Source organism: Pseudomonas kitaguniensis, from assembly GCF_049199985.1.
Taxonomy (GTDB): domain Bacteria; phylum Pseudomonadota; class Gammaproteobacteria; order Pseudomonadales; family Pseudomonadaceae; genus Aquipseudomonas; species Aquipseudomonas kitaguniensis.
Genome location: NZ_JBLZPT010000015.1, coordinates 48,188 through 74,431, shown reverse-complemented (window position 1 = coordinate 74,431; position 26,244 = coordinate 48,188). Strand labels below are relative to the sequence as shown.

Here is a 26,244-nt window from a genome sequence, read left to right as displayed (position 1 = left end):
TTTACCTCCCGCTACATGGCGTTTACTTACGCGCGTTGCGCACACCTTCCGACAGCGCGGCACAAAGACTCAATACACCATCAATCGCTTGCTGATCATTTTTCGCATTGGCGATGTGATCGATCAGTGCAGAACCCACGACTACCCCGTCAGCCAGGCGCGCGATAGCGGCCGCTTGCTCCGGCGTGCGGATACCAAAACCGATGCTGATCGGCAGGTCGGTATGCCGACGCAGGCGAGTCACGGCTTCTTCGACGTGTTCCAGGGTGGCGGCGCCGGCACCGGTCACGCCCGCCACCGACACGTAATACACAAAGCCGGAGCTGCCGTTGAGTACGGTTGGCAGGCGCGCGTCATCGGTGGTCGGCGTGGTCAGGCGGATAAAGTCGATGCCCGCAGCCTGGGCCGGGTCGCACAGCTCGGCGTTATGCTCGGGCGGCATGTCGACCACGATCAGGCCATCAACCCCGGCTTCCTTGGCGTCAGCGATAAACTGCGGCACGCCGTATTTATGGATAGGGTTGAAGTAGCCCATCAATACCAGCGGCGTGTCGTTGTTGTCTGTACGGAACTCGCGAACCATTTGCAGGGTTTTCGCCAGGTTCTGTTTGGCGGTCAGCGCGCGGATATTCGCCAGTTGAATGGCTGCACCGTCGGCCATCGGGTCGGTGAAGGGCATGCCCAACTCGATCACGTCGGCACCCGCGGCCGGTAAGCCTTTAAGGATCGCCAGCGAGGTGTCATAACCCGGGTCGCCGGCGGTGACGAAGGTCACCAGGGCGGCGCGGTTTTGTTCTTTCAGCTGCGCAAAGCGTGTGTGCAGGCGGCTCATCAGTGTTTCTCCTGCTGGCTGGATTGCATATGGTGCATCACGGTCTGCATGTCTTTGTCGCCACGACCGGAAAGGTTGACCACCATCAGGTGATCCTTCGGCAGGTTCGGTGCACGTTTGAACACTTCGGCCAGCGCGTGCGCAGTTTCCAGCGCCGGGATAATCCCTTCGAGTCGGCAGCATTTGTGGAACGCGTCCAACGCTTCGTCGTCGGTCACCGAGGTGTACTGAACGCGGCCGATGTCATGCAACCAGGCGTGTTCCGGGCCGATGCCAGGGTAGTCGAGGCCGGCGGAAATCGAGTGCGCGTCGATGATCTGGCCGTCGTCGTCCTGCAACAGGAACGTGCGGTTGCCGTGCAGTACGCCGGGTACGCCGCCGTTGAGGCTGGCGGCGTGTTTGCCGGTTTCGATGCCAAAACCTGCGGCTTCAACGCCGATGATCTCGACGCCGGTGTCATCCAAAAACGGGTGGAACAAGCCCATGGCGTTCGAGCCGCCGCCGATGCACGCCACCAGGCTGTCGGGCAGACGGCCTTCCTGGGTTTGCATCTGGGTGCGCGTTTCTTTGCCGATCACCGCCTGGAAGTCGCGAACCATGGCCGGGTACGGGTGTGGGCCAGCCACGGTACCGATCAAGTAGAAGGTGTCGTCGACGTTGGTTACCCAGTCACGCAGCGCTTCGTTCATCGCGTCTTTAAGGGTGCCAGTGCCGGAAATTACCGGGATCACTTTTGCGCCCAACAGCTTCATGCGGAACACGTTGGCCTGTTGGCGCTCAATGTCGGTGGTTCCCATGTAGATCACGCAATCGAGGCCAAACCGCGCGGCGACGGTGGCGGTGGCCACACCGTGCATGCCGGCGCCGGTTTCGGCGATGATGCGTTTTTTGCCCATGCGCCGCGCCAGCAAAATCTGGCCGATGCAGTTATTGATCTTGTGCGCGCCGGTGTGGTTGAGCTCTTCGCGCTTGAGGTAGATTTTGGCGCCGCCGCAGAATTCGGTCAGGCGTTCGGCGAAGTACAGCGGGCTTGGACGCCCAACATAGTCGCGCTGGAAGTAGGCCAATTCTTCATTGAAGGCCGGATCAATCTTGGCCGCTTCGTATTCGCGGGCCAATTCAAGGATCAACGGCATCAAGGTTTCAGCGACGTAGCGGCCGCCGAACCCGCCAAACAGGCCGTTGGCGTCGGGGCCGTTGCGAAGGTCGGTCTGGGACTGAGTCATGGGACGCTCCAGGGAAAACGTGAGTAGAGGCAATGAAGGCCACTCTACCCCTGACGCGCTGCGCTGAAAACCGATAAGATCGCCGCAACCTGTCAGGAAAACTCACAGATGAGCCGAGACCTTCCACCGCTTAACGCCCTGCGCGCGTTCGAAGCGACTGCGCGCCTCAACAGCGTCAGCCAAGCTGCCGAGCAATTGCACGTGACGCACGGCGCGGTCAGCCGCCAATTGAAAGTGCTGGAAGAGCACTTGGGCCTGAGCCTGTTCGTCAAGGACGGGCGCGGCCTTAAACTCACAGATGCAGGCGTGCGGCTGCGCGATGCAAGTGCCGAAGCGTTCGAGCGCTTGAGGGATGTGTGCGCAGAACTCACGCAAAGCAGTGCCGACGCGCCGTTCGTGTTGGGGTGCTCGGGCAGTTTGCTGGCGCGCTGGTTCATCCCGCGCTTGGGCCGCCTGAATGCCGACCTGCCCGATTTGCGCTTGCACCTGTCGGCGGGTGAAGGCGACCTCGACCCACGCCGCCCGGGTCTGGACGCCCTGCTGGTGTTCGCGGGACCGCCGTGGCCAACCGATATGCAGGTATTTGAGCTGGCCAGCGAACGCATCGGCCCGGTGCTGAGCCCGCGTTTCGCCGGTTACGAACGCCTGCGCCAAGCGCCTGCCTCAGCCTTGTGTGACGAAGCGTTGCTGCACACCACTTCACGCCCGCAAGCCTGGCCCGTGTGGGCGCGGCAACACGGCATCGAACCCGGCGCGTTGAAACAAGGCCAGGGTTTTGAGCATTTGTATTATTTACTGGAGGCGGCGGTTGCCGGTTTGGGCGTGGCCATTGCGCCAGAACCGCTTGTGGCAGAAGACCTGCGCGCGGGTCGCCTAGTCGCGCCGTGGGGTTTCAGTGAAACCCCGGCGCGCCTGGCGTTGTGGCTACCCAAGCGCGCCGCAGACGGGCGCGCGGGTCAACTGGCGCAGTGGCTCAAGGCAGAGCTTTTGCGCCAGCCGGTGTAGCCCGTCAATCAGTCACCGCGTTTGAACAGCAGGTAAGCAGCCACCAGACCCAGCGCGCCAACGGCAACGCCGGCGGTGGTCCATGGGTGCTCTTGCGCGTAATCACGGGTTGCAACACTGGTTTCGCGGATTTTGACTTTGCTTTCTTCGTAGGCATCGCTGATCAGGTGGCGAGAATGCTTGAGTGCGTTCTCGGCATTGCTTTTCAGGGCCTTCAAGGTTTTGCGCGACTCGTCGGATGCATCGTCCTTGAGGCTTTCGAGGGATTTGAGCAGGCTCGAAATCTCGGCTTCCATGCTTTCCAGCGACGCTTTGCGTAAAGAAGTGTTGGCCATTTGGACTCTCCTGAAATGATTGAGTGGCAGGTGTAGATACCGACTGCGGTGATTTCAGAAAGTGCAGTAAATCTGAACTTTTGCGTAGGAAATGTCGCCAGAAGCATTACGAACATCGACTGCTACGCTCACTCAAGACCTCAGGAGAAATGCCATGTCTGATCATCACACCTACAAGAAAGTCGAGCTGGTAGGCTCGTCCACCACCAGCATCGAAGACGCCATCAACAATGCCGTGGCTGAAGCCAACAAAAGCCTCAAGCACCTGGAATGGTTTGAAGTGACTGAAACCCGTGGGCATATCGAGAACGGCAAGGTCGCGCATTACCAAGTCACGCTGAAGGTAGGGTTCCGAATTGCCAGCAGTTGATCCTGCGAGTTGAACTTGCTGACTGGCCGATTGCCATAACCTGCGCTACAACGTTGGGGGGCCGATGCGCTAGCGTCGGCGCGTTCTATTCGATCAGCGTAAGGAAGTAACGGATGAAGAAGTTTCTGTTAGCAGTCGGTCTGTTGAGCATTGCCGGTACAGCCCTGGCGGCGGGCAAGCCATGCGAAGAGCTGAAAAGCGAACTCGCGGCAAAGCTTGATGCCAAGGGCGTTCAGCACTATTCGCTGGATGCTGTGGACAAAGGCACTGCAGGCGCCGATGCCAAAGTTATTGGCAGCTGCGAAGGTGGCACCAAGGAAATCGTCTACAAGCGCGGTTAATCCCGTGTTGCAGACATGAAAAACCGACGCGAGTGCGTCGGTTTTTTTTAGCCTGAGGTTTAGCCCTTCATCACTTGCGCGAGCAGCTCGTAGGAATGAATCCGATCGGCGTGTTCGTACAGGTCGCAGGTAAAGATCAGCTCATCGGCGCCGGTTTGCTCGACCAACACTTCCAGCTTCGCGCGGATTTTTGCCGGGCTGCCCACCATGGCCAGTCCGAGGAAACTGCCGACCGCTTCTTTTTCATGCGGCAGCCACAGGCCGTCCATGCTTTTCACCGGTGGGCGCTGTACCAGGCTTTGCCCGCGCATCAACGCGAGAATGCGCTGGTACACCGAGGTGGCCAAGTACTCGGCTTGCTCGTCGGTGTCGGCGGCTACCAGTGGAACGCCGAGCATCACGTAGGGTTTGTCCAGCACGGCTGAAGGCTTGAAGTGGTTGCGGTACACGCGAACCGCCTCATGCATCATGCGGGGTGCGAAATGTGAGGCAAAGGCGTAGGGCAAACCGCGCTCACCGGCCAATTGCGCGCTGAACAGGCTTGAGCCCAGCAGCCACACTGGCACGTTGGTGCCGGTGCCTGGCACAGCGATCACCCGTTGGTCCGGCGTGCGCGGCCCCAGGTAGGCCATCAGCTCAGCCACGTCGTCCGGGAAGTCATCCGCGCTGCCCGAGCGCTCACGGCGCAGGGCGCGGGCGGTCATCTGATCGGAACCGGGCGCGCGGCCCAGGCCCAAGTCGATACGGCCGGGGTACAAGCTTTCGAGGGTGCCGAATTGTTCAGCGATCACCAAGGGCGCGTGGTTGGGCAGCATCACGCCACCGGAGCCGACGCGGATAGTCGAGGTGCCACCGGCCAGGTAGCCCAGCAACACCGAGGTGGCCGAACTGGCGATGCCGTCCATGTTGTGGTGTTCGGCGACCCAGAACCGGTTGTAGCCCATCTTTTCGACGTGCTGGGCGAGGTCGAGGGAATTGCGCAGCGACTCTGCCGGACTGCCGTTGGCCCGCACGGGCACCAAGTCGAGGGTCGAGTACTTCACGTCGGACAGCGATTTCATAAGCCTGCTTCTCCAATGGGGGCGCAGGCTTTTAAGTCGAACCAAAACCTGCCGCTTCATGTGCATGCTTTATGAAATGAGGGCATATACCCGAGATTCAATAGCAACTTGGGAAATTTCCTACTGAATTGCTAGGTTTCTCCGACAAGATGAACTTTGCCAGCGCTTCTATCCTCAGAACCCTTACTGAAGCAAAACCACCGTTCGAGGAGAAAGCTATGAGTATCGTTAAAAAAGCATCCGCGCATTGGGAAGGTGATCTGAAGACAGGTCTGGGTTCGATTTCCACCGAAACCGGCGTACTGCGCGACGCGCCTTACGGCTTCAAGGCACGTTTTGAAGGCGGCAAGGGCACCAACCCTGAAGAGCTGATTGGCGCGGCCCACGCGGGTTGTTTCTCGATGGCGTTCTCGATGATCCTGGGCGACGCCGGCCTCAAGGCTGACAGCATCGACACACACGCTGAAGTGACGCTTGACCAGGTTGACGGCGGTTTTGCCATCACCGCGGTGCATTTGATCCTTAAGGCCAAGATCCCGGGCGCGAGCCAGGCGCAGTTCGATGAGCTGAGCAAAAAGGCCAAAGAAGGCTGCCCGGTGTCCAAGCTGCTGAATGCTAAAATCAGCCTGGATGCCACGCTGGTTAGCTAACGCGCTCTGAGAAACACAGCAGGTCCAAAGTGGGAGGGGGCTTGCTCCCGATAGCGGTGTACCAGGCAGCCAAGCAGTGGCTGGCCTGCCGCAATCGGGAGCATGCCCCCTTCTGCATTTAGTTCTGCGTTAAATCAGAACTCGTGTTTCCCGGATGTGGTCCTATAGCCTATGCAGCCTTAGACGCACACCCGTGCGCAATGCATTCAGGGAGCTTCAAAAATGAAACGTTTTGCCTTGGCGATCATCTGCGGTGTATTGGCCACTTCGGCCGTGGCCGCTCCAAAAGATTGTGAAGAGCTCAGGAAAGAGATTGAAGTGAATATCCAGGCCAAGGCGATCCCGTCTTACACCCTGGAAATCATCACTGCCGAAGAAGCCAAGAACCATGACAGCGCGATGATTGTTGGTTCTTGCGCAAACGGCACCAAGCGCATCATTTACCAGAAAAACAGCGACTGATCACAGGCAGTTGACGCTGCGCTCCTGCGCCAGCAACTGACGTGCTGAGTCATACAGCCGAATGTTCGGCGTGAAGGCCAGCGAGCGCCCTTCCAGCACATAGCGTTGGCCGGCCTGGAAATTGTCGTAGTGCATGGTGATAAAGCAGGTTTGGTCGCGCGTCTGGTCCAGCCCGCCCAAGCCCCCACCCGTGTTGACCTCGAAATCAAAGCGCACCATCAACTCGTGGCTGCCGGGCGGCACCTGAAAAAAACGCCCATCGTCGAGGTTCTTGCCGTCCAGGCGCTGGGCCATCACCAGTTTGGCGCCCGGCGTCGGTGTGGTGAAATCGACCCAAGCCTGGTGTGGATCGACCGGCGGTATCGGGGTCAACGCACAGGCGCTGAGAAACGCGGCGGTGATGGGAAGCACGAGCTGGCGCATGATGGGCACTCAACGGTTGGAAAGAATTGAACCCGGCGCCGAGGGCGGCAGGCTCTGTATGAGTATAAACATGCCGTGCAATGGAAAAACCCCCCGCTGGCAGGCTAGTCTGGCGAGCAAATAACCCAAGAGTGGTCGGGGCATGGTCAGGCGTTTTCTTCCAGGGTTGATGGTGCTGCTGCTCAGCGGCTGTTCCAGCGTCAGTTACTACAGCCAGTTGGCCGGTGGCCAGTGGCAATTGTTGCGGGCGCGGGAACCGGTTTCCGAGGTTATTGCTGACCCTTCTCGCCCACAGGCGCTGCGTGAGCACTTGGTGCAAGCGCAGAAGGCGCGCACGTTCGCCAGCCAGCACCTGCACTTGCCGGATAACCAGAGTTACCGGTTATACGCAGACATTGGCCGGCCTTACGTGGTCTGGAATGTGTTTGCCACGCAGGAATTTTCCCTGTCGCCCGACACCCATTGCTTCCCGATTGCCGGCTGCGTGGCTTATCGCGGTTATTACAACCAGGGCGCAGCGCGCGGCGAAGCGGCGTTGTTGCAGCAACGCGGTATGGACGTCTCGATTGGCGGAGTCGAGGCTTATTCCACGCTGGGTTGGTTCAACGACCCGATCATGAGTTCGATGATGAGCTGGGGCGATGAGCGTTTGGCTACGCTGATCTTTCATGAGCTCGCGCACCAGCGTTTTTACGTGAAGGACGACACCGAGTTCAACGAGTCGTATGCCAATTTTGTCGAGCAGGAAGGCACCCGCCAATGGCGTGCGGCGCGAGGCCTGGCGCCGATCAGCAATGCCGCGTTGCAGCAGCGTGATCAATTCATCCGGCTGGTACTCGACACGCGCAAACGCCTTGAAAGGTTGTACGCGCAGCCGTTGGCGGTTGATGCGATGCGGCGAGCCAAAGCCGCAGAGTTTGAGCGGTTGCGCAGTGACTACCGACAGGTGCGCGATAGCCAATGGGGCGGCGACAAGCGTTATGACGTGTGGGTTAACCAGCCGATGAACAATGCGCGGTTGCTGCCGTTCGGGCTGTATGACCAATGGGTGCCGGCGTTTGCCGCGTTGTTTCGGCAGGAAGGCGGCGATTGGGTGAAGTTCTTTGCGGCGGTGGAGAAGCTGGGTGGGTTGCCGGTGGAGCAGCGTAAGGCGGCCTTGAGGGCGTTGGAGAATGGTGGCCGTTAGGTCCTCTTCGCGAGCAAGCCCGCTCCCACATTCGACCGCATTCTCATGTTGGAACTCGGTCAAGTGTGGGAGCGGGCTTGCTCGCGAAAGCGATCTCAAACGCGCTGCAAAAACGCCTGATGCATCTCATCCAGCGTCTCGAAATGCCAGGTCGGTGCCTCGGCGCTCAGCTCTTCAAAGCTGCCAAACCCATACCCGACCGCTGCCGAAGCCAGCCCGTTGCTGCGCGCGCCGATCAGGTCGTGCTTGCGGTCACCAATCATCAACGTGGTGGCCGGGTCCAGGCCCTCCTCGCTGATCAAGTGGGCAAGCAACTCGACTTTATTGGTGCGTGTGCCGTCCAGTTCGCTGCCGTAAATCACCTTGAAGTGCTTGGCAAAATCGAAATGCCGGGCGATCTCGCGGGCAAACACCCACGGCTTGGAGGTGGCCACGTACAACTGACGGCCTTGGCCGTTGAGCGCTTCGAGCAACGGCATCACGCCCTCGAACACGTGGTTTTCATACAGCCCGGTGACCTTGAAACGCTCACGGTAGAAATTCACCGCCTGCCACGCCTTGGCCTCGTCGAAGCCGTAAAACTGCATGAACGCTTGCAGCAACGGTGGGCCGATGAAGTGTTCCAGCTTGGTCAGGTCCGGTTCGTCAATGCCGAGCTTGCCGAGGGCGTACTGGATCGAACGGGTGATGCCTTCACGCGGGTCGGTCAGCGTGCCGTCCAGGTCAAACAGCACGGTTTGATAGGGCAAGCTCATTGGTCGAACCCCTCAGCCAGGTGCAGGTCTTTGAGCTTCACGTAGTTCGCGGCGCTGTAGGTGAAAAACGCGCGTTCTTTGTCGGTGAGTGCGCGGATTTGTTTAACCGGGCTGCCAACATACAAAAAACCGCTTTCGAGTGTCTTGCCCGGCGGCACCAGGCTGCCCGCGCCAATGATCACGTCGTCTTCGACCACGGCGCCGTCCATCACGATGCTGCCCATGCCGATCAAAATGCGATTGCCGACGCGGCAGCCGTGCAGCATCACCTTGTGCGCGATGGTCACGTCATCGCCGATCAGCAACGGAAAGCCATCCGGGTTGAATGGCCCGGCGTGGGTGATGTGCAGCACGCAGCCGTCTTGCACGCTGGTACGCGCACCGATGCGGATGCGGTGCATGTCGCCCCGAATCACGGTCAATGGCCACACCGAGCTGTCGGTGCCGATTTCGACATCGCCGATCACCACCGCCGAAATATCGACAAAAGCCCCGGCGCCCAAGGCTGGCGTGTGGTTTTGATAAGTGCGAAGGGTCACGATAGCTTCTCTCTCTGTTGTTGATAGCTGCGGTGGGCATTGATTGTAATTAAGATGGCCCCATCTTTGTTCTTACATGTTTCTTCAGCCAAGGTGCCCACCGTGAGCGCGAACAACCCGCTTCTGCAGTCCTACGACCTGCCGCCGTTCTCGGCGATCCGTGCCGAGCACGTGCAACCGGCCATCGAACAGATTTTGGCCGACAACCGCGTCGCCATCGAAGGCATCCTGCAAAGCCAGGGTAAAAACCCGACCTGGGCCGGGCTGATCCTCGCCATGGACGAGCTCAATGACCGCCTCGGCGCCGCCTGGAGCCCGGTCAGCCACCTGAACGCCGTGTGTAACAGCGCTGAGCTGCGTGAAGCGTACGAAAGCTGCCTGCCTGCGTTGAGCGCCTACTCCACCGAGATGGGCCAGAACCGTGCGCTGTTCCAGGCCTTCGAAGCCTTGGCCAACAGCCCGGAAGCTGCGGGTTTTGACGTGGCGCAAAAAACCATCCTGGAACATTCGTTGCGCGATTTCCGCCTGTCGGGTATCGATTTGCCGCCTGAGCAGCAAAAACGCTACGCCGAAGTGCAAAGCAAGCTTTCGGAGTTGGGCAGCAAGTTTTCCAACCAATTGCTCGACGCCACCCAAGCCTGGACCAAACACGTCACCGATGAAACCACCCTCGCCGGCCTGACCGATTCGGCCAAGGCGCAGATGGCTGCCGCCGCCCAGGCCAAAGGCCTCGACGGTTGGCTGATCACGCTGGAATTCCCGAGCTACTTCGCGGTGATGACCTACGCCCAAGACCGTGCCCTGCGTGAAGAACTCTATGCGGCCTACTGCACGCGTGCGTCGGACCAAGGCCCGAATGCCGGCCAGAACGATAACGGCCCGGTGATGGAGCAAATCCTCGACCTGCGTCAGGAGCTGGCCAAACTCTTGGGCTACGCTTCGTTCTCCGAGCTGAGCCTGGCCACTAAAATGGCCGAGTCGAGTGACCAGGTGTTGAGCTTCCTGCGCGACCTGGCCAAGCGCAGCAAGCCGTTTGCCGCCCAAGACCTGCAACAGCTCAAGGCTTACGCCGCCGAACAAGGCTGCGCCGACCTGCAAAGCTGGGACAGCGGTTTCTACGGCGAAAAGCTGCGTGAACAACGTTACAGCGTGTCTCAGGAAGCCCTGCGTGCGTACTTCCCGATCGACAAAGTGCTGGGCGGGCTGTTCGCCATCGTGCAGCGCCTGTACGGCATCGAAATCGCCGAGCAAAAAGGCTTCGACACCTGGCACCCGGATGTTCGCCTGTTTGAAATCAAGGAAAACGGCCAGCACGTCGGCCGCTTCTTCTTCGACCTTTACGCCCGCGCCAACAAGCGTGGCGGTGCCTGGATGGATGGCGCCCGCGACCGTCGCCGCACCGTCGACGGCGTGCTGCAAAGCCCGGTGGCGAATCTGGTGTGTAACTTCACCCCGGCCGACAGCGGCAAGCCTGCGCTGCTGACCCACGATGAAGTGACCACGCTGTTCCACGAATTCGGCCACGGCCTGCACCACCTGCTGACCCGCGTTGACCACGCCGGTGTTTCCGGTATCAACGGCGTGGCGTGGGATGCGGTGGAACTGCCGAGCCAGTTCATGGAGAACTGGTGCTGGGAGCCGGAAGGCCTGGCGTTGATCTCCGGCCACTACGAAACCGGCGAGCCGCTGCCGCAAGACCTGCTGCAAAAAATGCTCGCGGCGAAGAACTTCCAGTCCGGCCTGATGATGGTGCGCCAGTTGGAATTCTCGCTGTTCGACTTTGAACTGCACGCTACCCACGGTGATGGCCGCAGCGTGGCGCAGGTGCTTGAAGGCGTGCGCAATGAAGTCTCGGTGATGCGCCCACCGGCCTACAACCGTTTCCCCAACAGCTTCGCGCACATCTTCGCGGGCGGGTATGCGGCGGGTTATTACAGCTACAAGTGGGCCGAAGTGCTGTCGGCGGATGCCTTCTCGAAGTTTGAAGAAGACGGCGTGCTGAACGCCGAAACCGGTCGCGCATTCCGTGAGGCGATCCTGGCGCGCGGCGGCTCCCAAGCGCCGATGGTGTTGTTCGTCGACTTCCGCGGCCGTGCGCCGTCGATTGACGCACTCTTGCGCCACAGCGGCCTCAGTGAGGACGCGGCAGCATGAGCGAAGGGCCTGTGATCAGCAAAAAGCAATTTATCGCCGGGGCGGTTTGCCCGGCGTGCAGCGAGCCGGACAAGCTGAAAATGTGGACGGAGGACAGCGTGCCGCACCGCGAATGCGTGGCCTGCGGGTATACCGACACGCTGAATGATCAGGGTTTGTCGGTGCCCAAGGAATTGGGCACGCGGGTCAATACCTCGGCGTTGAAAGCGCCGGACCCTAAAGTGCAGGCCGTGCAGTTTTTTCCCAACCCCAAGCTGAAAAAAGACTGACACCGTTCAGGGTGTAAGTACCACTTCAGTGTCTTGCTTTGGCTCAACGCGGCGGCTGCTCGCCGTGTTGAGCCAACTGTTCATCGAGCACAGCGCAAACGCGCTGGTGCTGCAATCGCCATTCGCCAAGGCCGTGCGTAGCTTGTCGATATCGGCTTTCATCATGTAGCGAACGCCGTCCTTGAAGCCATTGCTGCTGCCAAAGCCGCCCAGGGTCATCTCGTTCAACGCGTCTTCCTTGCTCCAGCCTTGAACCACCACGCGGTACATGGCGGCGATCAGCCCGGTGCGGTCGGAGCCGTGCTTGCAGTGCATCAACACCGCGCCATTGGTTTGTGCGTCCTGGATGGCTCTAAGCGCCGCGAGCACGTCGGAATCGTCGACGTGATTGGTGCGATAAATCAGCTGCACCTGTTTTATGTCCGAGGATTTCAGCCAGTCGCTGTCCGATTCCGGCAAAAAGTTAATCACCGTCGCGATCTTCAGGTTTTCCAATACCGGCACCGCGCTGCTGTTGGGCAGCGCGCTTCGATACAGCGTGGGCGTCATCTGGTGCAGGTTGAACTGGTTGCCCACCGGCTGGGCCCATTCAGGGGAGCGCAGTGAGCCGGCGTCATCGGCGTGTGTGGCAGCGGTGGTGAACAGCGTCATGAGTGCCACGCCGAGGGCAGGCAGCAATCGAATCGAGAACATGCGCGTTGTGACCGAATAGGGAAGTGGTTGATGGGCGACAGCTTCGCCTACCGCCGGTCAACGGCGCGTGAGGGGCTCGTCAAAGAATCGTGAATAACCTGGCGTCGGTGTTTTTGTGGCTGAATCGATTCTTCAAATCCTTAGCCTGCTATCATTTGTAACTATTGATTGCCGGTGTGTTCTATCCCTTTGGATCCCATTTCCAGGCAAGCCTTCACGCTGCTCCCAGAAGCGGCTGATAAACCCGTGACCACATGATGAGGTACACCCATGTCTGATCAAGATCAAGACAACCCCCGGCGCGACTTTTTGCGCAAATCCTTGACCTTGATCCCGGTGGTCACGGTTGCCAGCACTGGCCTTGGCGGCTCGCTGATGATGGCCACGCCAGCCCCGGCCCAAGCTGCCACCGCCAAGCCAGCCGTCAGCGACAACGCCTACGAGCCGAGCTACTTCAGCGCCGAAGAGTGGGCGTTTATCAATGCCGCCGTTGCCCGTTTGATCCCGGCTGACGCCCAAGGCCCTGGCGCCCTGGAAGCGGGCGCGCCGGAATACATCGACCGCCAGATGAATACGCCGTACGCCAGCGGTGCCCTGTGGTTCATGCAAGGCCCGTTCAACGCCGATGCGCCGCCGGAGATGGGCTGGCAGAGCAAACTGGTGCCCAAAGAGATTTATCGACTGGGCATTGCCGCCACGGACTTATGGTCGAAAGCGTTCAACGGTAAAGCTTTTGCTGCGCAAGACAGCGCTACCCAGGAAGACATGCTGCGGCGTCTTGAAGCTGGCGGCAGCGAAGTGAGCGCGCATTTTGCGGCGGTGCCACCGAAGATGTTTTTCAATTTGCTGCTGCAAAACACCAAGGAAGGCTTCTTCTGCGACCCGATTCATGGCGGCAACAAAGGCATGGTCGGCTGGACCATGATCGGCTTCCCCGGCGCCCGCGCCGATTTCATGGACTGGGTTGAACGCAACGAGCAATACCCCTTTCCGGCTGTTTCCATTCGCGGCGAGAGGGCATAACCGTGGCAACCATCATGAAAAAAGTCGACGCGGTGATCGTGGGCTTCGGCTGGACCGGCGCGATCATGGCCAAGGAGCTGACAGAAGCTGGCCTCAACGTGGTAGCGCTGGAGCGCGGCCCGATGCAGGACACTTACCCAGACGGCAACTACCCACAGGTCATCGACGAACTGACCTACAGCGTGCGTAAAAAACTCTTCCAGGACATTTCCAAAGAGACGGTGACCATTCGCCACAGTGTGAATGACATCGCCATGCCCAACCGCCAGTTGGGCGCTTTCCTGCCGGGCAACGGCGTAGGCGGCGCAGGCCTGCACTGGTCGGGCGTGCATTTTCGCGTCGACCCTATCGAGCTGCGCATGCGTAGCCACTACGAAGAGCGCTACGGCAAAAATTTTATTCCCAAAGACATGACCATCCAGGACTTCGGCGTGAGCTATGAAGAGCTGGAGCCGTTTTTCGACTACGCAGAAAAAGTCTTTGGCACCTCCGGCCAGGCCTGGACCGTCAAAGGCCAATTGGTTGGCGAGGGCCGTGGCGGCAACCCGTATGCGCCGGATCGCTCCAACCCATTCCCGCTGCAAGCGCAGAAAAACACCGTCTCTGCACAGTTGTTTCAGAAAGCCGCTACCGACGTCGGTTACAAGCCCTACAACTTGCCATCGGCAAATACCTCGGGGCCTTACACCAACCCATACGGCGCGCAGATGGGCCCGTGCAACTTCTGCGGTTTTTGCAGCGGTTATGTGTGCTACATGTACTCCAAAGCCTCGCCGAACGTGAACATCTTGCCGGCGCTGCGTCAGGTGCCGAATTTTGAGCTGCGGCCCAACTCCCACGTGCTCAAGGTCAACCTCGACAGCACCAAAAGCAAAGCTACCGGCGTGACGTACGTGGATGCCCAAGGCCGCGAATGCGAGCAGCCGGCTGACTTGGTGATTCTCGGTTCTTTCCAGTTCAACAATGTGCGCCTCATGCTGCTGTCGGGCATTGGCAAGCCTTACGACCCGATCAGCGGCGAAGGCGTGGTGGGCAAGAACTTCGCCTACCAGAACATGGCCACCATCAAGGCCTTCTTCGACAAAGACACCCACACCAACAACTTCATCGGTGCCGGCGGCAATGGCGTGGCTATCGATGACTTCAACGCGGATAACTTCGACCACGGGCCGCACGGCTTTGTCGGCGGTTCGCCGATGTGGGTCAACCAGGCGGGCAGCCGGCCGATTGCCGGTACCTCCAACCCGCCGGGCACGCCAGCGTGGGGCAGTGCCTGGAAACGCGCGACCGCCGATTACTACACCCACCAGGTGTCGATGGACGCGCACGGTGCGCATCAGTCCTACCGCGGCAACTACCTGGATCTGGACCCGGTTTATCGTGATGCCTACGGCATGCCGTTGCTGCGGATGACGTTCGACTGGCAGGAAAACGACATCAAGATGAACCGCTTCATGGTCGACAAGCTGAGCAAGGTCGCCGAAGCGATGAACCCCAAGGCCATCGCCCTGCTCGGCAAGCAGGTGGGTGAACACTTCAACACCGCGTCCTACCAGACCACCCACCTCAACGGTGGCGCGATCATGGGCACCGACCCGAAAACCAGCGCGTTGAACCGCTACCTGCAGTGCTGGGATGTACACAACGTGTTTGTGCCTGGCGCGTCCGCCTTCCCACAAGGCTTGGGTTATAACCCTACGGGCCTGGTGGCGGCGTTGACCTATTGGTCGGCTCGCGCTATCCGCGAGCAGTACCTGAAAAACCCCGGCCCACTGGTTCAGGCATAAGGAGCGATGACCATGAAAACACTCGTTATCGCTGCCATGGCGTTGCTCAGCAGTTGCTCGGTAAGCGCCGCCGACACCGACGTGATCAAGCAGGGCGAATACCTGGCCCGCGCCGGTGACTGCGTGGCCTGCCACACCGCCAAGGGCGGCAAACCGTTTGCTGGCGGCCTGCCAATGGAAACCCCGATTGGCGTGATCTATTCCACCAACATCACCCCGGACAAGACCGGCCTGGGCGACTACAGCTTCGAAGACTTCGACAAAGCTGTGCGCCATGGCGTCGCCAAAAACGGCAGTACGCTTTACCCGGCGATGCCCTACCCGTCTTACGCACGCGTCAGCGACAGCGACATGCAGGCGTTGTATGCGTACTTCATGAAAGGCGTTGAGCCGGTCGCCCAAGAGAACAAGGCGAGTGATATTCCCTGGCCCTTGAGCATGCGTTGGCCGTTGGCGGCCTGGCGTTGGATGTTTGCCCCGGCGGTGGAGGCGCAGCCGGTGCAGGCCGCCGCCGACCCGGTGATCAGCCGTGGCGCGTACCTGGTGGAAGGCCTCGGCCACTGCGGCGCCTGCCACACCCCGCGCGCGCTGACCATGCAGGAAAAAGCCCTCAGCGCGACGGATGGCGACGCGTTCCTGTCCGGCAGCGCGCCACTCGAAGGCTGGATCGCAAAAAGCCTGCGCGGCGACCACAAAGACGGCCTTGGCAGTTGGAGCGAAGAGCAACTGGTGCAATTTCTCAAAACCGGTCGCAGCGACCGCAGCGCGGTGTTCGGCGGCATGAGCGATGTGGTAGTGCACAGCATGCAGTACATGTCGCAAGACGACCTGACCGCAATCGCGCGTTACCTCAAGAGCCTGCCGGCGGTTGATCCCAAAGACACGCCGCACCAGTACGACAAGCAGGTCGCCGAGGCCTTGTGGAAGGGCGATGACAGCAAGCCCGGCGCGTCGGTGTATATCGACAACTGCGCGGCGTGCCACCGCACCGATGGCCACGGCTATACGCGGGTGTTCCCGGCGCTGGCGGGCAACCCGGTGTTGCAGACGGCGGATGCGACCTCGCTGATCAACATTGTGTTGAACGGCGGCACCTTGCCAGCCACCCACACCGCGCCGTCAACCTTCACCATGCCGGCCTTTGCGTGGCGGCTGTCGGACCAGGAAGTGGCGGATGTGGTCAGTTTCATTCGCGGCAGTTGGGGCAATAAAGGTGCGCCGGTGAAAGCCAGTGACGTGGCGGATCTGCGCAAGAGTGATATGCGCACCACCTCGGGTGATGACCTCGGTCAAGTGACGCAAAAGCACTGAGCCTGCACTGACCGCTAAACGGCACTGGTCAGACACCTCGCGCCTCGATACTGTTTATAAAAACAGTATCGAGGCGTTTTCATGTCTACTCCGCTGCCGCCCCGTGGCCGGGGCACCGTGACTAATCTGCACAACCGTTTTGCGCCCACCGTCAGCGTGGACGAAGACGACGGCTGGTATCAGGAAGTGCCGCCGACCCAAGGCACTGAAGTGCGTATCGAAACGGCCAAGACCATCATCACCCGCAACACCTCGCCGGATTTGCCGTTTGATAGGTCGATCAACCCCTATCGCGGCTGCGAGCATGGCTGCATCTACTGCTATGCGCGGCCCAGCCATGCCTATTGGGATATGTCGCCGGGGCTGGATTTCGAGACCAAACTGATCGCCAAGACCAACGCGGCCGAGGTGCTGGAACAGCAACTGTCGAAGCCGGGTTATGTGTGCGCACCGATTAATCTTGGCGCCAATACCGACCCCTACCAGCCCATCGAGCGCGAATACACGATCACTCGGCAAACCCTCGAAGTGCTGCTGCGCTACCGGCACCCGGTGACCATCATCACCAAGGGCTCGCTGATATTGCGCGACCTTGATTTACTCACCGAGTTGGCGCGCCAGCGTCTGGTGGGCGTGATGATCAGCCTCACCAGCCTGGATGATGAACTCAAGCGCATCCTGGAGCCGCGCGCGGCGGCGCCCAAGGCGCGGTTGCGGGCGATTCGGGTGATGCGCGAGGCCGGTATTCCGGTGGGCGTGTTGTGTTCGCCGATGATCCCGATGATCAACGACAGTGAGCTGGAAAGCCTGCTGACCGAAGCGCACGCCGCCGGTGCGCAAAGTGCGGCGTACATGATGCTGCGCCTGCCGTTGGAGGTGGCGCCGCTGTTTGAGGAGTGGCTGGCAGCGCATTACCCGCAGCGCGCGGCGCATGTGATGAGCCTGGTGCGCCAGGTACGCGGTGGTGAGGTGTACGACAGCCGTTTCGGCGTGCGCATGCGTGGCGAGGGGCCTTTTGCGGATTTGTTGGCGCAGCGCTTCAGCAAGGCAATCAAGCGCCTTGGGCTCAATCGGCGGGAAGGATTCAACCTGGATTGCGCGGCGTTTTGCCCACCGGGCAGGCAATTGGCTTTGTTGTAGACTGGCGCCGAGAAACGCAGCGTCCGTATAGGAATAGTCGCGTTTTGACATTACTGAGACGCCCATTCTAGAGCGGTTCATTCAGTTTGAGTTAAGTTTCGGCGGTTACCTTGTTCTGCGAGTGACTGATGAGTCGGCGCCTGAATGTGGGAAGTTTTACAACTAATCCACTAGCCAGGCGTCGAACTTTTTTGAACCTCCCCCCTGCATTAATCAAGAGGATGAATCATGAGTGACAAGGATAAACAGCCGTTGGCTGCGTCGGCTTCAGCCCCTCAGGTGGCGGAATCCGCCGATGCAGCGTTAAAGCACATCGTTGACGGCTTTTTGCATTTTCATCACGACGTCTTCCCCCAGCAGGAAGAACTTTTCAAGAAACTCGCCACGGCCCAGAGCCCACGGGCGATGTTCATCACCTGCGCCGACTCGCGCATCGTGCCCGAGTTGATCACCCAAAGCTCCCCGGGCGACCTGTTCGTGACGCGTAACGTGGGCAACGTGGTGCCGCCTTATGGCCAGATGAACGGCGGTGTTTCAACGGCCATCGAGTACGCGGTGCTCGCCTTGGGCGTACAGCACATCATCGTTTGCGGGCACTCCGATTGCGGCGCCATGCGCGCGGTACTCAACCCTGCCAGCCTTGAGAAGATGCCGACCGTAAGGGCCTGGCTGCGGCATGCCGAGGTCGCCAAGTCGATGGTCGAGGACAACTGCGACTGCGCCAACGAAGGCGAGAGTATGAAGGTGCTGACCGAAGAAAACGTCATCGCCCAGCTGCAACATTTGCGCACCCACCCTTCTGTGGCTTCGCGCATGGCCAATGGCCAATTGTTTATCCACGGTTGGATCTACAACATCGAAACCAGCGAAATCCGTGCTTACGATGCGGATCAATCGGCGTTCCGATCTCTAAGCGGCGACGGGCCGATTCCTTCCGCGACGCCTAAAGCGCGCTTCTAACACACTTCCCTGCCGGGTAAAGCGGCGGCTGCCATGGATGCAGCCAGGCTTTGCCGCGCCCGGCGAATGCCTCGGGAGAGTCATCATGCGTGCTGCTCAATTGAAAGCTGTACTGCCACGGGAGCTGCTCGCCTCCGTGGTTGTGTTTCTGGTCGCCCTGCCCCTGTGCATGGGCATCGCCATTGCCTCCGGCATGCCGCCGGCCAAGGGTTTGATCACCGGCATCATCGGCGGTTTGGTGGTGGGCTGGCTGGCGGGGTCGCCGCTGCAAGTCAGCGGCCCTGCCGCCGGTTTGGCGGTGTTGGTGTTCGAGCTGGTGCGCCAGCACGGCATGATGATGCTTGGCCCAATCTTATTGCTGGCGGGGTTCCTGCAACTGGTGGCGGGGCGTTTGCGCCTGGGCTGCTGGTTCCGTGTCACCGCGCCGGCGGTGGTGTACGGCATGTTGGCGGGGATCGGCGTGTTGATTGTGCTGTCGCAGGTGCATGTCATGCTCGACGGCGCGCCCAAACCGTCGGGGCTGGATAACCTGGCGGGCTTCCCGGCCGCGCTGGCCGAAGCGATTCCGAGCCTCGGCGGTGGCATCGGCTGGCAAGCGGGTTTGCTCGGGTTGTCGACGATGCTGGTGATGTACCTGTGGGATAAATTGCGCCCGCAAAAATTGCGTTTCGTGCCCGGCGCCTTGTTGGGCGTGGGTTTGGCGACGATTACCAGCCTGGTGCTGGCGTTGCAGGTCAAGCGCGTGGAAGTCCCGGAAAACCTCGCCGATGCCATCGATTGGCTGCGCCCCAGTGACCTGTTGAACCTGGCGGACCCGCAACTGCTGATCGCCGCGTTCGCCGTGGCGTTTATTGCCAGCGCCGAGACGCTGCTGTCGGCGGCGGCGGTCGACCGTATGCACAGCGGTCAGCGCTCCGACTTCGATAAAGAACTGTCTGCCCAAGGCGTGGGTAACATGCTCTGCGGCCTGGTGGGTGCGCTGCCGATGACCGGCGTGATCGTGCGCAGCTCGGCCAACGTGCAGGCCGGTGCCACCACGCGACTGTCGGCGATGTTCCATGGCCTTTGGCTGCTGGGCTTCGTGCTGTTGCTGTCGAGCGTGCTGCAAAGCATCCCGGTGGCGAGCCTGGCGGGTGTGCTGGTGTACACCGGCATCAAGCTGGTGGACATCAAGGCGTTCCGAGGGCTGGGCCGCTATGGCCGCATGCCCATGTTTACCTACGCCGCCACGGCACTGGCCATTGTGTTTACCGACTTGCTGACCGGTGTGCTGTTGGGCTTCGCGCTGACGTTGGTGAAGCTGGCCTTCAAGGCTTCGCGACTGAAGATCAGCCTGATCGACCTGCCTCAAGAGGGCGAAATGGAGCTGCGCTTGACGGGCGCGGCGACCTTTCTGAAAGTGCCGGCGCTGACTCAAGTATTGTCGACGGTGCCGGCGGGCACCACGGTGCATGTGCCGCTGAACAACTTGAGTTACATCGACCATTCCTGCCTGGAGTTGCTGGAGGAATGGGGCCGGGCGAATTCGGCCAAGGGCTCGAAGCTGGTGATTGAGGCGCGAGGCTTGAAGCGTCGCCTGGAAGGGCGTGTGCGCACGACCGTGGGGATTGGTTCGGCGCCGTCCATTCGCTGACAACACACGCATAAAAACAGGGGAGGAGCCGTGCTCCTCCCCTGTTTTTTTGTGTTGGGTTTGCGATTTAAGCTGGCTGATCCAGCGCCAGCTCAACCCCCAACTGCCGCGACAGGCATGGCCAGCGCTTCCATGCCGCTTCGGTTTGCGGGCTCTTCAACTGCTCGCGATAGGCTTCGACCGACTCCAGCGCGAAGCTGTCATCGTTGAGCATCTCGTCCACCGCCAAGTGCACGGCTTCATCCAGCTGATTGGCAAACTGCTCGCCGATCAATTGGTGGGCAATCAAGTTGGCCACAGTGGTGTCCGCCGGAATCAACGGCTGGCCGAAATGCTTGATATACAGGTCATTAACCTCTTCTACCAAACGATGGGCCAGGTAAGCCTCGTCCAGCAGGCCGTCGAGGCCTTCATGGCCGGCCAATATCGCTGGCGGTTGCAGGAAGAAATGCTCGGCGATTTGAAGTACCGGCTTGATCTGGCTCTCGATACCGGCTTCGCGGGCCACGTCGTTCGCAGCTTCGAGCAATTGCGGTACGAGTTCGATATAGGCAGTCACAAAGCGGGTCATGACTTGGGTGCGATCACCGTCAGCCAGGGAGATGGCCGCATGCAGGTGTGGCAATTGTTTTTCCAGTTGCCGCGCAAGCTGGCCCGTGCTGGCTTCGTGTTGATGGGCACGGGAAATCTGCTCGCGCAATGCGGCGGTGTTCATGAAGGCTCCAGTGGTGCAGGCGTAGGGAGTGGAGAGGATAAGGTAGCTCGGTTAAACGAGCACCCAAGATGCATTTGTCATAATTATTTCATGCTTATACGCGGGCGTTATATCGAATTGCGATAGATCGCCGCAGAAACGATTCTGCAGCCCGATTTACATGGCCTGCACGCCGATATTTAACTGATTTACCCTACACATTGCCGGGTTTCAGGCGCTGTCTATACTCGGGTTATTACGCAATTAGCTAACAATGGGTGACCGTCATGGCTGACTCCGTACCCATCAAACGGCTAGTGACGCGCTTGCTGATCCTGGGAGTGGCGATGTTCGCCGTCGGCTTCGCCCTGCTGCCGATCTACGCCGTGATGTGCAAAGCCTTCGGCATCCAAGGTTTTGCTGCCGGGCAGTACGAGGGCCAGCAGGTGGTGGACGCCACACGCCAGGTGCGCGTGCAATTTATGTCGACCAATGCCGCCGGCATGGTCTGGGAGTTCCACTCCAAAGCTGACGAGGTGGTGGTCAACCCCGGCGCGGTCACCGAGATGCTGTTCGTGGCCTACAACCCCACCGATAAGGCCATGACGGCGCAGGCGGTGCCGAGCATTTCCCCGGCCGAAGCGGCGGTGTACTTCCACAAGACAGAGTGCTTTTGCTTCACCCAACAAGTGCTGCAGCCAGGTCAGCGCATCGAGATGCCGGTGCGTTTCATTGTCGACCGCGACATGCCTGAAGAAGTGAAGCATTTGACCTTGGCGTACACGTTGTTCGATGTGACTGCGCGGCAACCGCCTGCACCAGCCCGTAGCGGCGGCTAGCGACGGCTTGCAGGCTGAATCAGTAAAATTAATACATTCCAACTCATGATACGTACTACGTACCAGAGCAAGGCGGCTGGCCAATAGTTGCCCCGTTTGGCCTGTTGGTCACCGTGTACGGCTTGCGTGTGTGCTGGTATTGGGGCAACCGTTTCTGCAATGGGCCTGGGTGCTGTACCTTGGCGCTCAGCCGCACGCGGCGATCAACACCTTCAAGTACTCTATCGGGTACCTGCTGCTGTTTATCGCCCTGATCAAAGATCACTACTTATTGTTGAGCCTATGACCCGAACTCAAAAAACCGTGTTTATTCTGGTGGCCATCGTCGCGTTGATCATGGGCCTCACCGTCAACAAAGTGCTGAATGGCAAAAGCCAGGGCGACCCGACCGCGCTGATTGACGCCGGCATCATATTGCTGCCGCAAAGCCGCCAGTTGCCGCCGGTGACCATGACCAATCAGGATGGCCAGCCGGTACTGGTCAACGCATTGAAAGGCAAATGGAGCGTGCTGTTCTTCGGCTACACCTTCTGCCCGGACATTTGCCCGACCACCCTCGCCCAGTTGCGCCAGATCAAGAGCGAGTTGCCCAAAGAGGCTGTGGATAAGTTGCAAGTGATCCTGGTCAGCGTCGACCCGAACCGCGACACGCCGGCTCAGCTCAAGCAATACCTGGGCTACTTCGACCCGCAATTCCAAGGCCTGACCGGCGCGAGTGTGGGGGATGTGCAGAAGGTCTCGAATGCGCTGAGCATCCCGTTTATTCCGGCGGACACCAGCAAGCCCAATTACACCGTCGACCACAGCGGCAACCTCGCGCTGATCGGCCCGGACGGGACGCAGCGAGGGTTTATTCGTGCGCCGCTGAACAACCAGAAGCTGGTGCTGCAACTGCCGGTTTTGCTCAAGCGTCAGTAAGCGCGTAAGCACTGATCGGCAAATGTGGGAGGGGGCTTGCCCCAGATGGCGTTGGATCAGTCGACTTATGCATCGACTGACCTACCGCTATCGGGAGCAAGCCCCCTCCCACAGTGGTTTTGTGCAGGGTTTGAACAATGTGTCGTCGGACAAAGCGCCACCTCGTGTCAGGCGCTTTTTCTTGCCTGTGTTTTTTGGTGGCTGTGCGCGGGGCGCTTTCGAGCGCGCCGGGTGCCTAACGTCCCGGTCTTCCACATCTGCGTACAGCCGCCACCCACTACGTGGAAGTAGTGCTTGGCGGCCCCTTGATACTTTAGGGGCCAGACCATGTGTGTTGGCCTGATTTTTCAAGCAGCACATAACAAATGTGGGAGGGGGCTTGCTCCCGATGGCGGTGGACCAGTCGACTTATACATCGACTGACCTACCGCTATCGGGAGCAAGCCCCCTCCCACAGTGGTTTTGTGCAAGGTTTGAACAATGTGTCGTCGCACAAAGCGCCACCTCGTGTCAGGCGCTTTTTCTTGCCTGTGTTTTTTGGTGGCTGTGCGCGGGGCGCTTTCGAGCGCGCCGGGTGCCTAACGTCCCGGTCTTCCACACCTGCGTACAGCCGCCACCCACTACGTGGAAGTAGTGCTTGGCGGCCCCTTGATACTTTAGGGGCCAGACCATGTGTGCCGGCCTGATTTTTCAAGCAGCACATAACAAATGTGGGAGGGGGCTTGCTCCCGATGGCGGTGGATCAGTCGACTTATGCATCGACTGACCTACCACTATCGGGAGCAAGCCCCCTCCCACATTTTTTGATCTCCAGTAATCTCCACTGATCTCCAGTAGTCCGGAGGTCGGGTGGTTTCAGCTCTGGGTCAGAACGCTGGTTTGATCGCGCCTTTGTACTTCTCTTCGATGAATTGCTTCACTTCGGGCGTGTGCAGGGCTGCGACCAGCTTTTTCACCGCGTCCGAGTCTTTGTTGTCTTCGCGGGTTACCAGGATGTTCACGTAAGGCGAGTCGTTGCCTTCGATCACCAGGGCGTCCTTGGACGGGTCAAGCTTGGCTTCCAGCGCGTAGTTGGTGTTGATCAGCGCCAGGTCAACCTGGGTCAGCACGCGCGGCAGGGTGGCGGCTTCCAGTTCGCGGAATTTCAGGTTTTTCGGGTTGCCGGTGATGTCCTTGATGGTCGACAGGATGTTGGTCGGGTCCTTCAGGGTGATCAGGTTGTGCTTGGCCAGCAGCAACAGCGCGCGGCCGCCGTTGGTGGCGTCGTTCGGCAGCACCACGTTGGCGCCATCGGGCAGTTCGGCCAGGGTTTTGTATTTGCTGGAGTAAGCGCCCAGCGGTTCCAGGTGCACAGCGCCGACGCTGACCAGGTGAGTGCCTTTGGCTTTGTTGAACTCATCCAGGTACGGCTGGTGCTGGAAGAAGTTGGCGTCCAAGCGCTTTTCAGCCACCTGTACGTTCGGCTGCACGTAGTCAGTGAAGACTTTAACCTGCAAATCCACGCCTTCTTTGGCGAGCGCAGGTTTGACGAACTCGAGGATTTCCGCATGCGGCACCGGCGACGCGGCGACCGTGATGGTCTCGGCGGCGTGGGCTGAAAACGCGGCAACGGCGGCGAAAGCAACCAGTAGTTTTTTCATTCAGCAAGCTCCTTGTTCGGGCATTTGCCGACATTGAGTCGGCAATGGCGGTTATTTTCGAGAAAAGTGCACCACCAGCTTGTCGCCGACGGTTTGCAGAATTTGCACCAGGATCAACAGCATCACCACCGTGACCACCATCACGTCGGTCTGGAAGCGCTGGTAACCGAAACGGATCGCCAAGTCACCCAGGCCACCGGCGCCGACCACACCGGCCATGGCCGTGTAAGAAACCAGTGTAATCGCCGTCACCGTGATCGCCGCGAAAATGCCGGGGCGGGCTTCGGGCAGCAGCGCGTTGACGATGATCTGGCGCGTGCTGGCGCCCATCGACTGCGTGGCCTCAATGATGCCGCGGTCGACTTCACGCAAGGCGGTTTCCACCAGGCGCGCAAAGAACGGCGTGGCGCCCACGACCAGCGGCGGAATCGCACCGGCCACACCCAGCGAGGTGCCGGTGATCAGGACGGTGAACGGGATCATCACGATCAGCAAAATGATGAACGGCAGCGAACGCAGGATGTTCACGATCAATGACAGCAGAGCGTACAGGCCTTTTTGTTCGAACAGTTGGCGCGGGCTGGTCAGGAACAGCAGCACCCCCAACGGCAGACCCAGCACGATGGTGAAGAAAAGCGAACCGAACAGCATGATCATGGTGTCGCCGGTGGCGAGCCAGATTTCCGACCAGTCGATAGTGGAGAAAAAACTCAACAGGACTTCCATTAGCGCAGAACCTCCATGTGGACGTCTGCCGCGGTAAAGCGGGCGAAGGCGGCTTCCATGTCCCCGCCAGTGACGGCGAGGGTCAGTTGCCCGTAGGGAATATCTTTGATGCGGTCGATACGACCGGCGAGGATGCTGTAGTCCACACCCGTTTCGCGCGCCACGGTGCCCAGCAGCGGCGCGTAGGTCGCTTCGCCCTGGAACGTCAGGCGCACGATGCGCCCTGGCACATGGGCGAAGTCATCACGCTGCTCGCCGTCGTCGACCTGCTCGGCTTCTTGTACGAAGCGCTTGGTGGTCGGGTGCTTGGGGTGCAGGAACACGTCGGCCACCGAGCCTTGCTCGACGATGACGCCGGCGTCCATCACCGCCACGTGGTCGCAGACGCGGCGGATCACGTCCATTTCATGGGTGATCAGCACGATGGTCAGCTTCAACTCGCGGTTGATCTCGGCCAGCAATTGCAGCACCGACGCGGTGGTTTGCGGGTCGAGGGCGCTGGTGGCTTCGTCGCACAGCAGGATTTTTGGCTTGGTCGCCAGGGCGCGGGCGATGCCGACGCGCTGCTTCTGACCACCGGACAACTGCGCCGGGTATTTTTTGGCGTGGTCGGACAGGCCAACGCGGGCGAGCAACTCAGCCACACGCAGGTCGATGTCCTTGCGCGACAATTCGCCGGCCAGCGTCAGTGGCAGCGCCACGTTGTCGGCAACGGTCTTGGAGGCGAGCAGGTTGAAGTGCTGGAAGATCATCCCAACTTGCTGGCGGAAACGGCGCAGGCCGTTGGCGTCCAGGGCGGTGACTTCTTCGCCGTCGACGTGAATCTGGCCACCGCTGGGCTGCTCCAGGCGGTTGATCAGACGCAGCAGGGTACTTTTTCCCGCACCGGAGTGGCCAATAAGGCCAAACACCTGGCCGTTTTCGACGCGCAGGCTGGTGGGGTGCAGGGCGGGGATTTCCTTACCGGCGACGCGGTAGGTTTTATGGACGTTATGAAACTCGATCACGTAGCGAACCTTGTGGGGCGCATGGAAAAGGGATCAGCGGTTAGCCGGGCGCGCATTTTAGCCTGTCCGTATAGCGTTATTTAGCATTTATTTCTCATTCAACCAGCGATTTGGCAATAACGCGATCAAAGGTCATAAAAAAGGAACGGTGCAAAACCTCATCAGTCACTACTTAAGCAACTCGATTTCCCAGGTGCCGTGCCTGGGGTTTTGCTCAAATGAGCCGGGGATCGCTCTGGCCACTTTGAATAAGGAGTTTTGACTG

General features: G+C 59.9%; 28 protein-coding genes and 1 pseudogene. 17 read left to right on the top strand and 12 right to left on the bottom strand.

All coding sequences use genetic code 11. The annotated features are described in order from the left end of the window. Window positions 1-22 precede the first annotated feature (22 nt). Both trpA and trpB read right to left on the bottom strand, forming a co-directional pair. Window positions 23-832 carry a tryptophan synthase subunit alpha gene (gene trpA, locus ACOZK9_RS18590; RefSeq protein WP_058414575.1) on the bottom strand — a complete coding sequence of 270 codons (810 nt, stop codon included), beginning with the start codon at window positions 830-832 and terminating at the stop codon, window positions 23-25. Continuing rightward, window positions 832-2,058, bottom strand: coding sequence for a tryptophan synthase subunit beta (gene trpB / locus ACOZK9_RS18585; protein WP_058414576.1), 1,227 nt, complete (start codon window positions 2,056-2,058; stop codon window positions 832-834). The genes trpA and trpB overlap by 1 nt, the downstream gene beginning before the upstream one ends. A gap of 108 nt (window positions 2,059-2,166) precedes the next feature. Between trpB and ACOZK9_RS18580 the strand changes: the two genes are divergently transcribed. Continuing rightward, entirely contained in the window at window positions 2,167-3,063 is an 897-nt protein-coding gene (locus ACOZK9_RS18580; RefSeq protein WP_421556315.1) for a LysR family transcriptional regulator, read from the top strand. An 8-nt stretch (window positions 3,064-3,071) separates the two neighbouring features. Here the strand turns inward: ACOZK9_RS18580 and ACOZK9_RS18575 are convergent, their stop codons facing one another. Next, window positions 3,072-3,398: an ElaB/YgaM/YqjD family protein gene (locus tag ACOZK9_RS18575; RefSeq protein WP_058414578.1), complete on the bottom strand. Its 327-nt coding sequence runs from the start codon at window positions 3,396-3,398 to the stop codon at window positions 3,072-3,074. A 154-nt stretch (window positions 3,399-3,552) separates the two neighbouring features. On the opposite strand from ACOZK9_RS18575, the gene ACOZK9_RS18570 reads away from it, so the two are divergent. Further along, window positions 3,553-3,768, top strand: a complete 216-nt coding sequence (locus ACOZK9_RS18570) for a dodecin (protein ID WP_058414579.1) — start codon at window positions 3,553-3,555, stop codon at window positions 3,766-3,768. Window positions 3,769-3,881: 113 nt separating this feature from the next. Then, complete coding sequence (locus ACOZK9_RS18565) at window positions 3,882-4,109, top strand: DUF1161 domain-containing protein (protein WP_058414580.1); 228 nt, start codon at window positions 3,882-3,884, stop codon at window positions 4,107-4,109. A gap of 59 nt (window positions 4,110-4,168) precedes the next feature. On the opposite strand, the gene ACOZK9_RS18560 is transcribed toward ACOZK9_RS18565, so the two are convergent. Next, a complete protein-coding gene (locus ACOZK9_RS18560; RefSeq protein WP_152750913.1) occupies window positions 4,169-5,170 on the bottom strand; it encodes an LLM class flavin-dependent oxidoreductase in 1,002 nt (333 codons plus the stop codon). Window positions 5,171-5,388: 218 nt separating this feature from the next. Here ACOZK9_RS18560 and ACOZK9_RS18555 point away from each other — a divergent pair, with 218 nt between their 5' ends. Continuing rightward, window positions 5,389-5,820: an OsmC family protein gene (locus tag ACOZK9_RS18555; protein WP_058414582.1), complete on the top strand. Its 432-nt coding sequence runs from the start codon at window positions 5,389-5,391 to the stop codon at window positions 5,818-5,820. 222 nt (window positions 5,821-6,042) lie between these two features. Continuing rightward, on the top strand, window positions 6,043-6,282 hold the full coding sequence (locus ACOZK9_RS18550) for a DUF1161 domain-containing protein (RefSeq protein WP_058414583.1): 240 nt from the start codon (window positions 6,043-6,045) through the stop codon (window positions 6,280-6,282). Here ACOZK9_RS18550 and ACOZK9_RS18545 read toward each other — a convergent pair whose 3' ends face one another. After that, window positions 6,283-6,705, bottom strand: a complete 423-nt coding sequence (locus tag ACOZK9_RS18545) for a PA0061/PA0062 family lipoprotein (RefSeq protein WP_421556314.1) — start codon at window positions 6,703-6,705, stop codon at window positions 6,283-6,285. A gap of 142 nt (window positions 6,706-6,847) precedes the next feature. Between ACOZK9_RS18545 and ACOZK9_RS18540 the strand changes: the two genes are divergently transcribed. After that, complete coding sequence (locus ACOZK9_RS18540; protein WP_152750911.1) at window positions 6,848-7,891, top strand: aminopeptidase; 1,044 nt, start codon at window positions 6,848-6,850, stop codon at window positions 7,889-7,891. Window positions 7,892-7,986: 95 nt separating this feature from the next. Here the strand turns inward: ACOZK9_RS18540 and ACOZK9_RS18535 are convergent, their stop codons facing one another. Together ACOZK9_RS18535 and ACOZK9_RS18530 are read right to left on the bottom strand one after the other, a co-directional pair. Then, entirely contained in the window at window positions 7,987-8,646 is a 660-nt protein-coding gene (locus ACOZK9_RS18535) for an HAD family hydrolase (RefSeq protein WP_058414586.1), read from the bottom strand. Then, complete coding sequence (locus ACOZK9_RS18530) at window positions 8,643-9,185, bottom strand: gamma carbonic anhydrase family protein (RefSeq protein WP_058414587.1); 543 nt, start codon at window positions 9,183-9,185, stop codon at window positions 8,643-8,645. The genes ACOZK9_RS18535 and ACOZK9_RS18530 overlap by 4 nt, the downstream gene beginning before the upstream one ends. A gap of 102 nt (window positions 9,186-9,287) precedes the next feature. On the opposite strand from ACOZK9_RS18530, the gene prlC reads away from it, so the two are divergent. Together prlC and ACOZK9_RS18520 are read left to right on the top strand one after the other, a co-directional pair. Then, the gene (gene prlC, locus ACOZK9_RS18525) at window positions 9,288-11,339 is read left to right on the top strand and encodes an oligopeptidase A (protein ID WP_058414588.1); all 2,052 of its coding nucleotides are present in this window, start codon (window positions 9,288-9,290) and stop codon (window positions 11,337-11,339) included. Then, the gene (locus ACOZK9_RS18520) at window positions 11,336-11,608 is read left to right on the top strand and encodes a YheV family putative zinc ribbon protein (RefSeq protein ID WP_058414589.1); all 273 of its coding nucleotides are present in this window, start codon (window positions 11,336-11,338) and stop codon (window positions 11,606-11,608) included. Before prlC ends, ACOZK9_RS18520 begins: the two co-directional genes overlap by 4 nt. A gap of 6 nt (window positions 11,609-11,614) precedes the next feature. Here the strand turns inward: ACOZK9_RS18520 and ACOZK9_RS18515 are convergent, their stop codons facing one another. After that, window positions 11,615-12,301, bottom strand: coding sequence for a dual specificity protein phosphatase family protein (locus ACOZK9_RS18515; protein ID WP_421556313.1), 687 nt, complete (start codon window positions 12,299-12,301; stop codon window positions 11,615-11,617). Between the two features lie 270 nt (window positions 12,302-12,571). On the opposite strand from ACOZK9_RS18515, the gene ACOZK9_RS18510 reads away from it, so the two are divergent. From ACOZK9_RS18510 to ACOZK9_RS18485, 6 genes are all read left to right on the top strand, one after another. After that, window positions 12,572-13,324, top strand: coding sequence for a gluconate 2-dehydrogenase subunit 3 family protein (locus ACOZK9_RS18510; protein WP_421556312.1), 753 nt, complete (start codon window positions 12,572-12,574; stop codon window positions 13,322-13,324). 2 nt (window positions 13,325-13,326) lie between these two features. Next, window positions 13,327-15,111 carry a GMC family oxidoreductase gene (locus ACOZK9_RS18505; RefSeq protein ID WP_122250178.1) on the top strand — a complete coding sequence of 595 codons (1,785 nt, stop codon included), beginning with the start codon at window positions 13,327-13,329 and terminating at the stop codon, window positions 15,109-15,111. Window positions 15,112-15,123: 12 nt separating this feature from the next. Then, complete coding sequence (locus tag ACOZK9_RS18500; protein WP_421556311.1) at window positions 15,124-16,422, top strand: c-type cytochrome; 1,299 nt, start codon at window positions 15,124-15,126, stop codon at window positions 16,420-16,422. An 81-nt stretch (window positions 16,423-16,503) separates the two neighbouring features. After that, window positions 16,504-17,562, top strand: coding sequence for a PA0069 family radical SAM protein (locus ACOZK9_RS18495; RefSeq protein WP_421556310.1), 1,059 nt, complete (start codon window positions 16,504-16,506; stop codon window positions 17,560-17,562). A 228-nt stretch (window positions 17,563-17,790) separates the two neighbouring features. Then, on the top strand, window positions 17,791-18,522 hold the full coding sequence (locus ACOZK9_RS18490; protein ID WP_058414595.1) for a carbonic anhydrase: 732 nt from the start codon (window positions 17,791-17,793) through the stop codon (window positions 18,520-18,522). 85 nt (window positions 18,523-18,607) lie between these two features. Beyond that, window positions 18,608-20,155, top strand: coding sequence for a SulP family inorganic anion transporter (locus tag ACOZK9_RS18485; protein ID WP_058414596.1), 1,548 nt, complete (start codon window positions 18,608-18,610; stop codon window positions 20,153-20,155). 67 nt (window positions 20,156-20,222) lie between these two features. On the opposite strand, the gene ACOZK9_RS18480 is transcribed toward ACOZK9_RS18485, so the two are convergent. Then, entirely contained in the window at window positions 20,223-20,870 is a 648-nt protein-coding gene (locus ACOZK9_RS18480) for a hypothetical protein (RefSeq protein WP_058414597.1), read from the bottom strand. 266 nt (window positions 20,871-21,136) lie between these two features. Between ACOZK9_RS18480 and ACOZK9_RS18475 the strand changes: the two genes are divergently transcribed. The 3 genes and pseudogenes from ACOZK9_RS18475 to ACOZK9_RS18465 all read left to right on the top strand — a co-directional run bounded on the left by ACOZK9_RS18475 (window position 21,137) and on the right by ACOZK9_RS18465 (window position 22,606). After that, window positions 21,137-21,688: a cytochrome c oxidase assembly protein gene (locus ACOZK9_RS18475; RefSeq protein ID WP_421556309.1), complete on the top strand. Its 552-nt coding sequence runs from the start codon at window positions 21,137-21,139 to the stop codon at window positions 21,686-21,688. 121 nt (window positions 21,689-21,809) lie between these two features. Next, window positions 21,810-21,974, top strand: a pseudogene (locus tag ACOZK9_RS18470) (heme o synthase); the annotation flags it as partial. Next, complete coding sequence (locus ACOZK9_RS18465) at window positions 21,971-22,606, top strand: SCO family protein (protein WP_421556308.1); 636 nt, start codon at window positions 21,971-21,973, stop codon at window positions 22,604-22,606. The pseudogene ACOZK9_RS18470 and the gene ACOZK9_RS18465, both read left to right, overlap by 4 nt. Before the next feature lie 866 nt (window positions 22,607-23,472). Here the strand turns inward: ACOZK9_RS18465 and ACOZK9_RS18460 are convergent. The 3 genes from ACOZK9_RS18460 to ACOZK9_RS18450 are packed head-to-tail and all read right to left on the bottom strand — an operon-like array spanning window position 23,473 to window position 25,979. Then, the gene (locus ACOZK9_RS18460; RefSeq protein WP_058413890.1) at window positions 23,473-24,246 is read right to left on the bottom strand and encodes a MetQ/NlpA family ABC transporter substrate-binding protein; all 774 of its coding nucleotides are present in this window, start codon (window positions 24,244-24,246) and stop codon (window positions 23,473-23,475) included. A gap of 51 nt (window positions 24,247-24,297) precedes the next feature. Further along, on the bottom strand, window positions 24,298-24,972 hold the full coding sequence (locus tag ACOZK9_RS18455) for a methionine ABC transporter permease (protein ID WP_058413891.1): 675 nt from the start codon (window positions 24,970-24,972) through the stop codon (window positions 24,298-24,300). Continuing rightward, the gene (locus ACOZK9_RS18450) at window positions 24,972-25,979 is read right to left on the bottom strand and encodes a methionine ABC transporter ATP-binding protein (protein ID WP_058413892.1); all 1,008 of its coding nucleotides are present in this window, start codon (window positions 25,977-25,979) and stop codon (window positions 24,972-24,974) included. Before ACOZK9_RS18450 ends, ACOZK9_RS18455 begins: the two co-directional genes overlap by 1 nt. Between the last annotated feature and the right edge of the window lie 265 nt (window positions 25,980-26,244).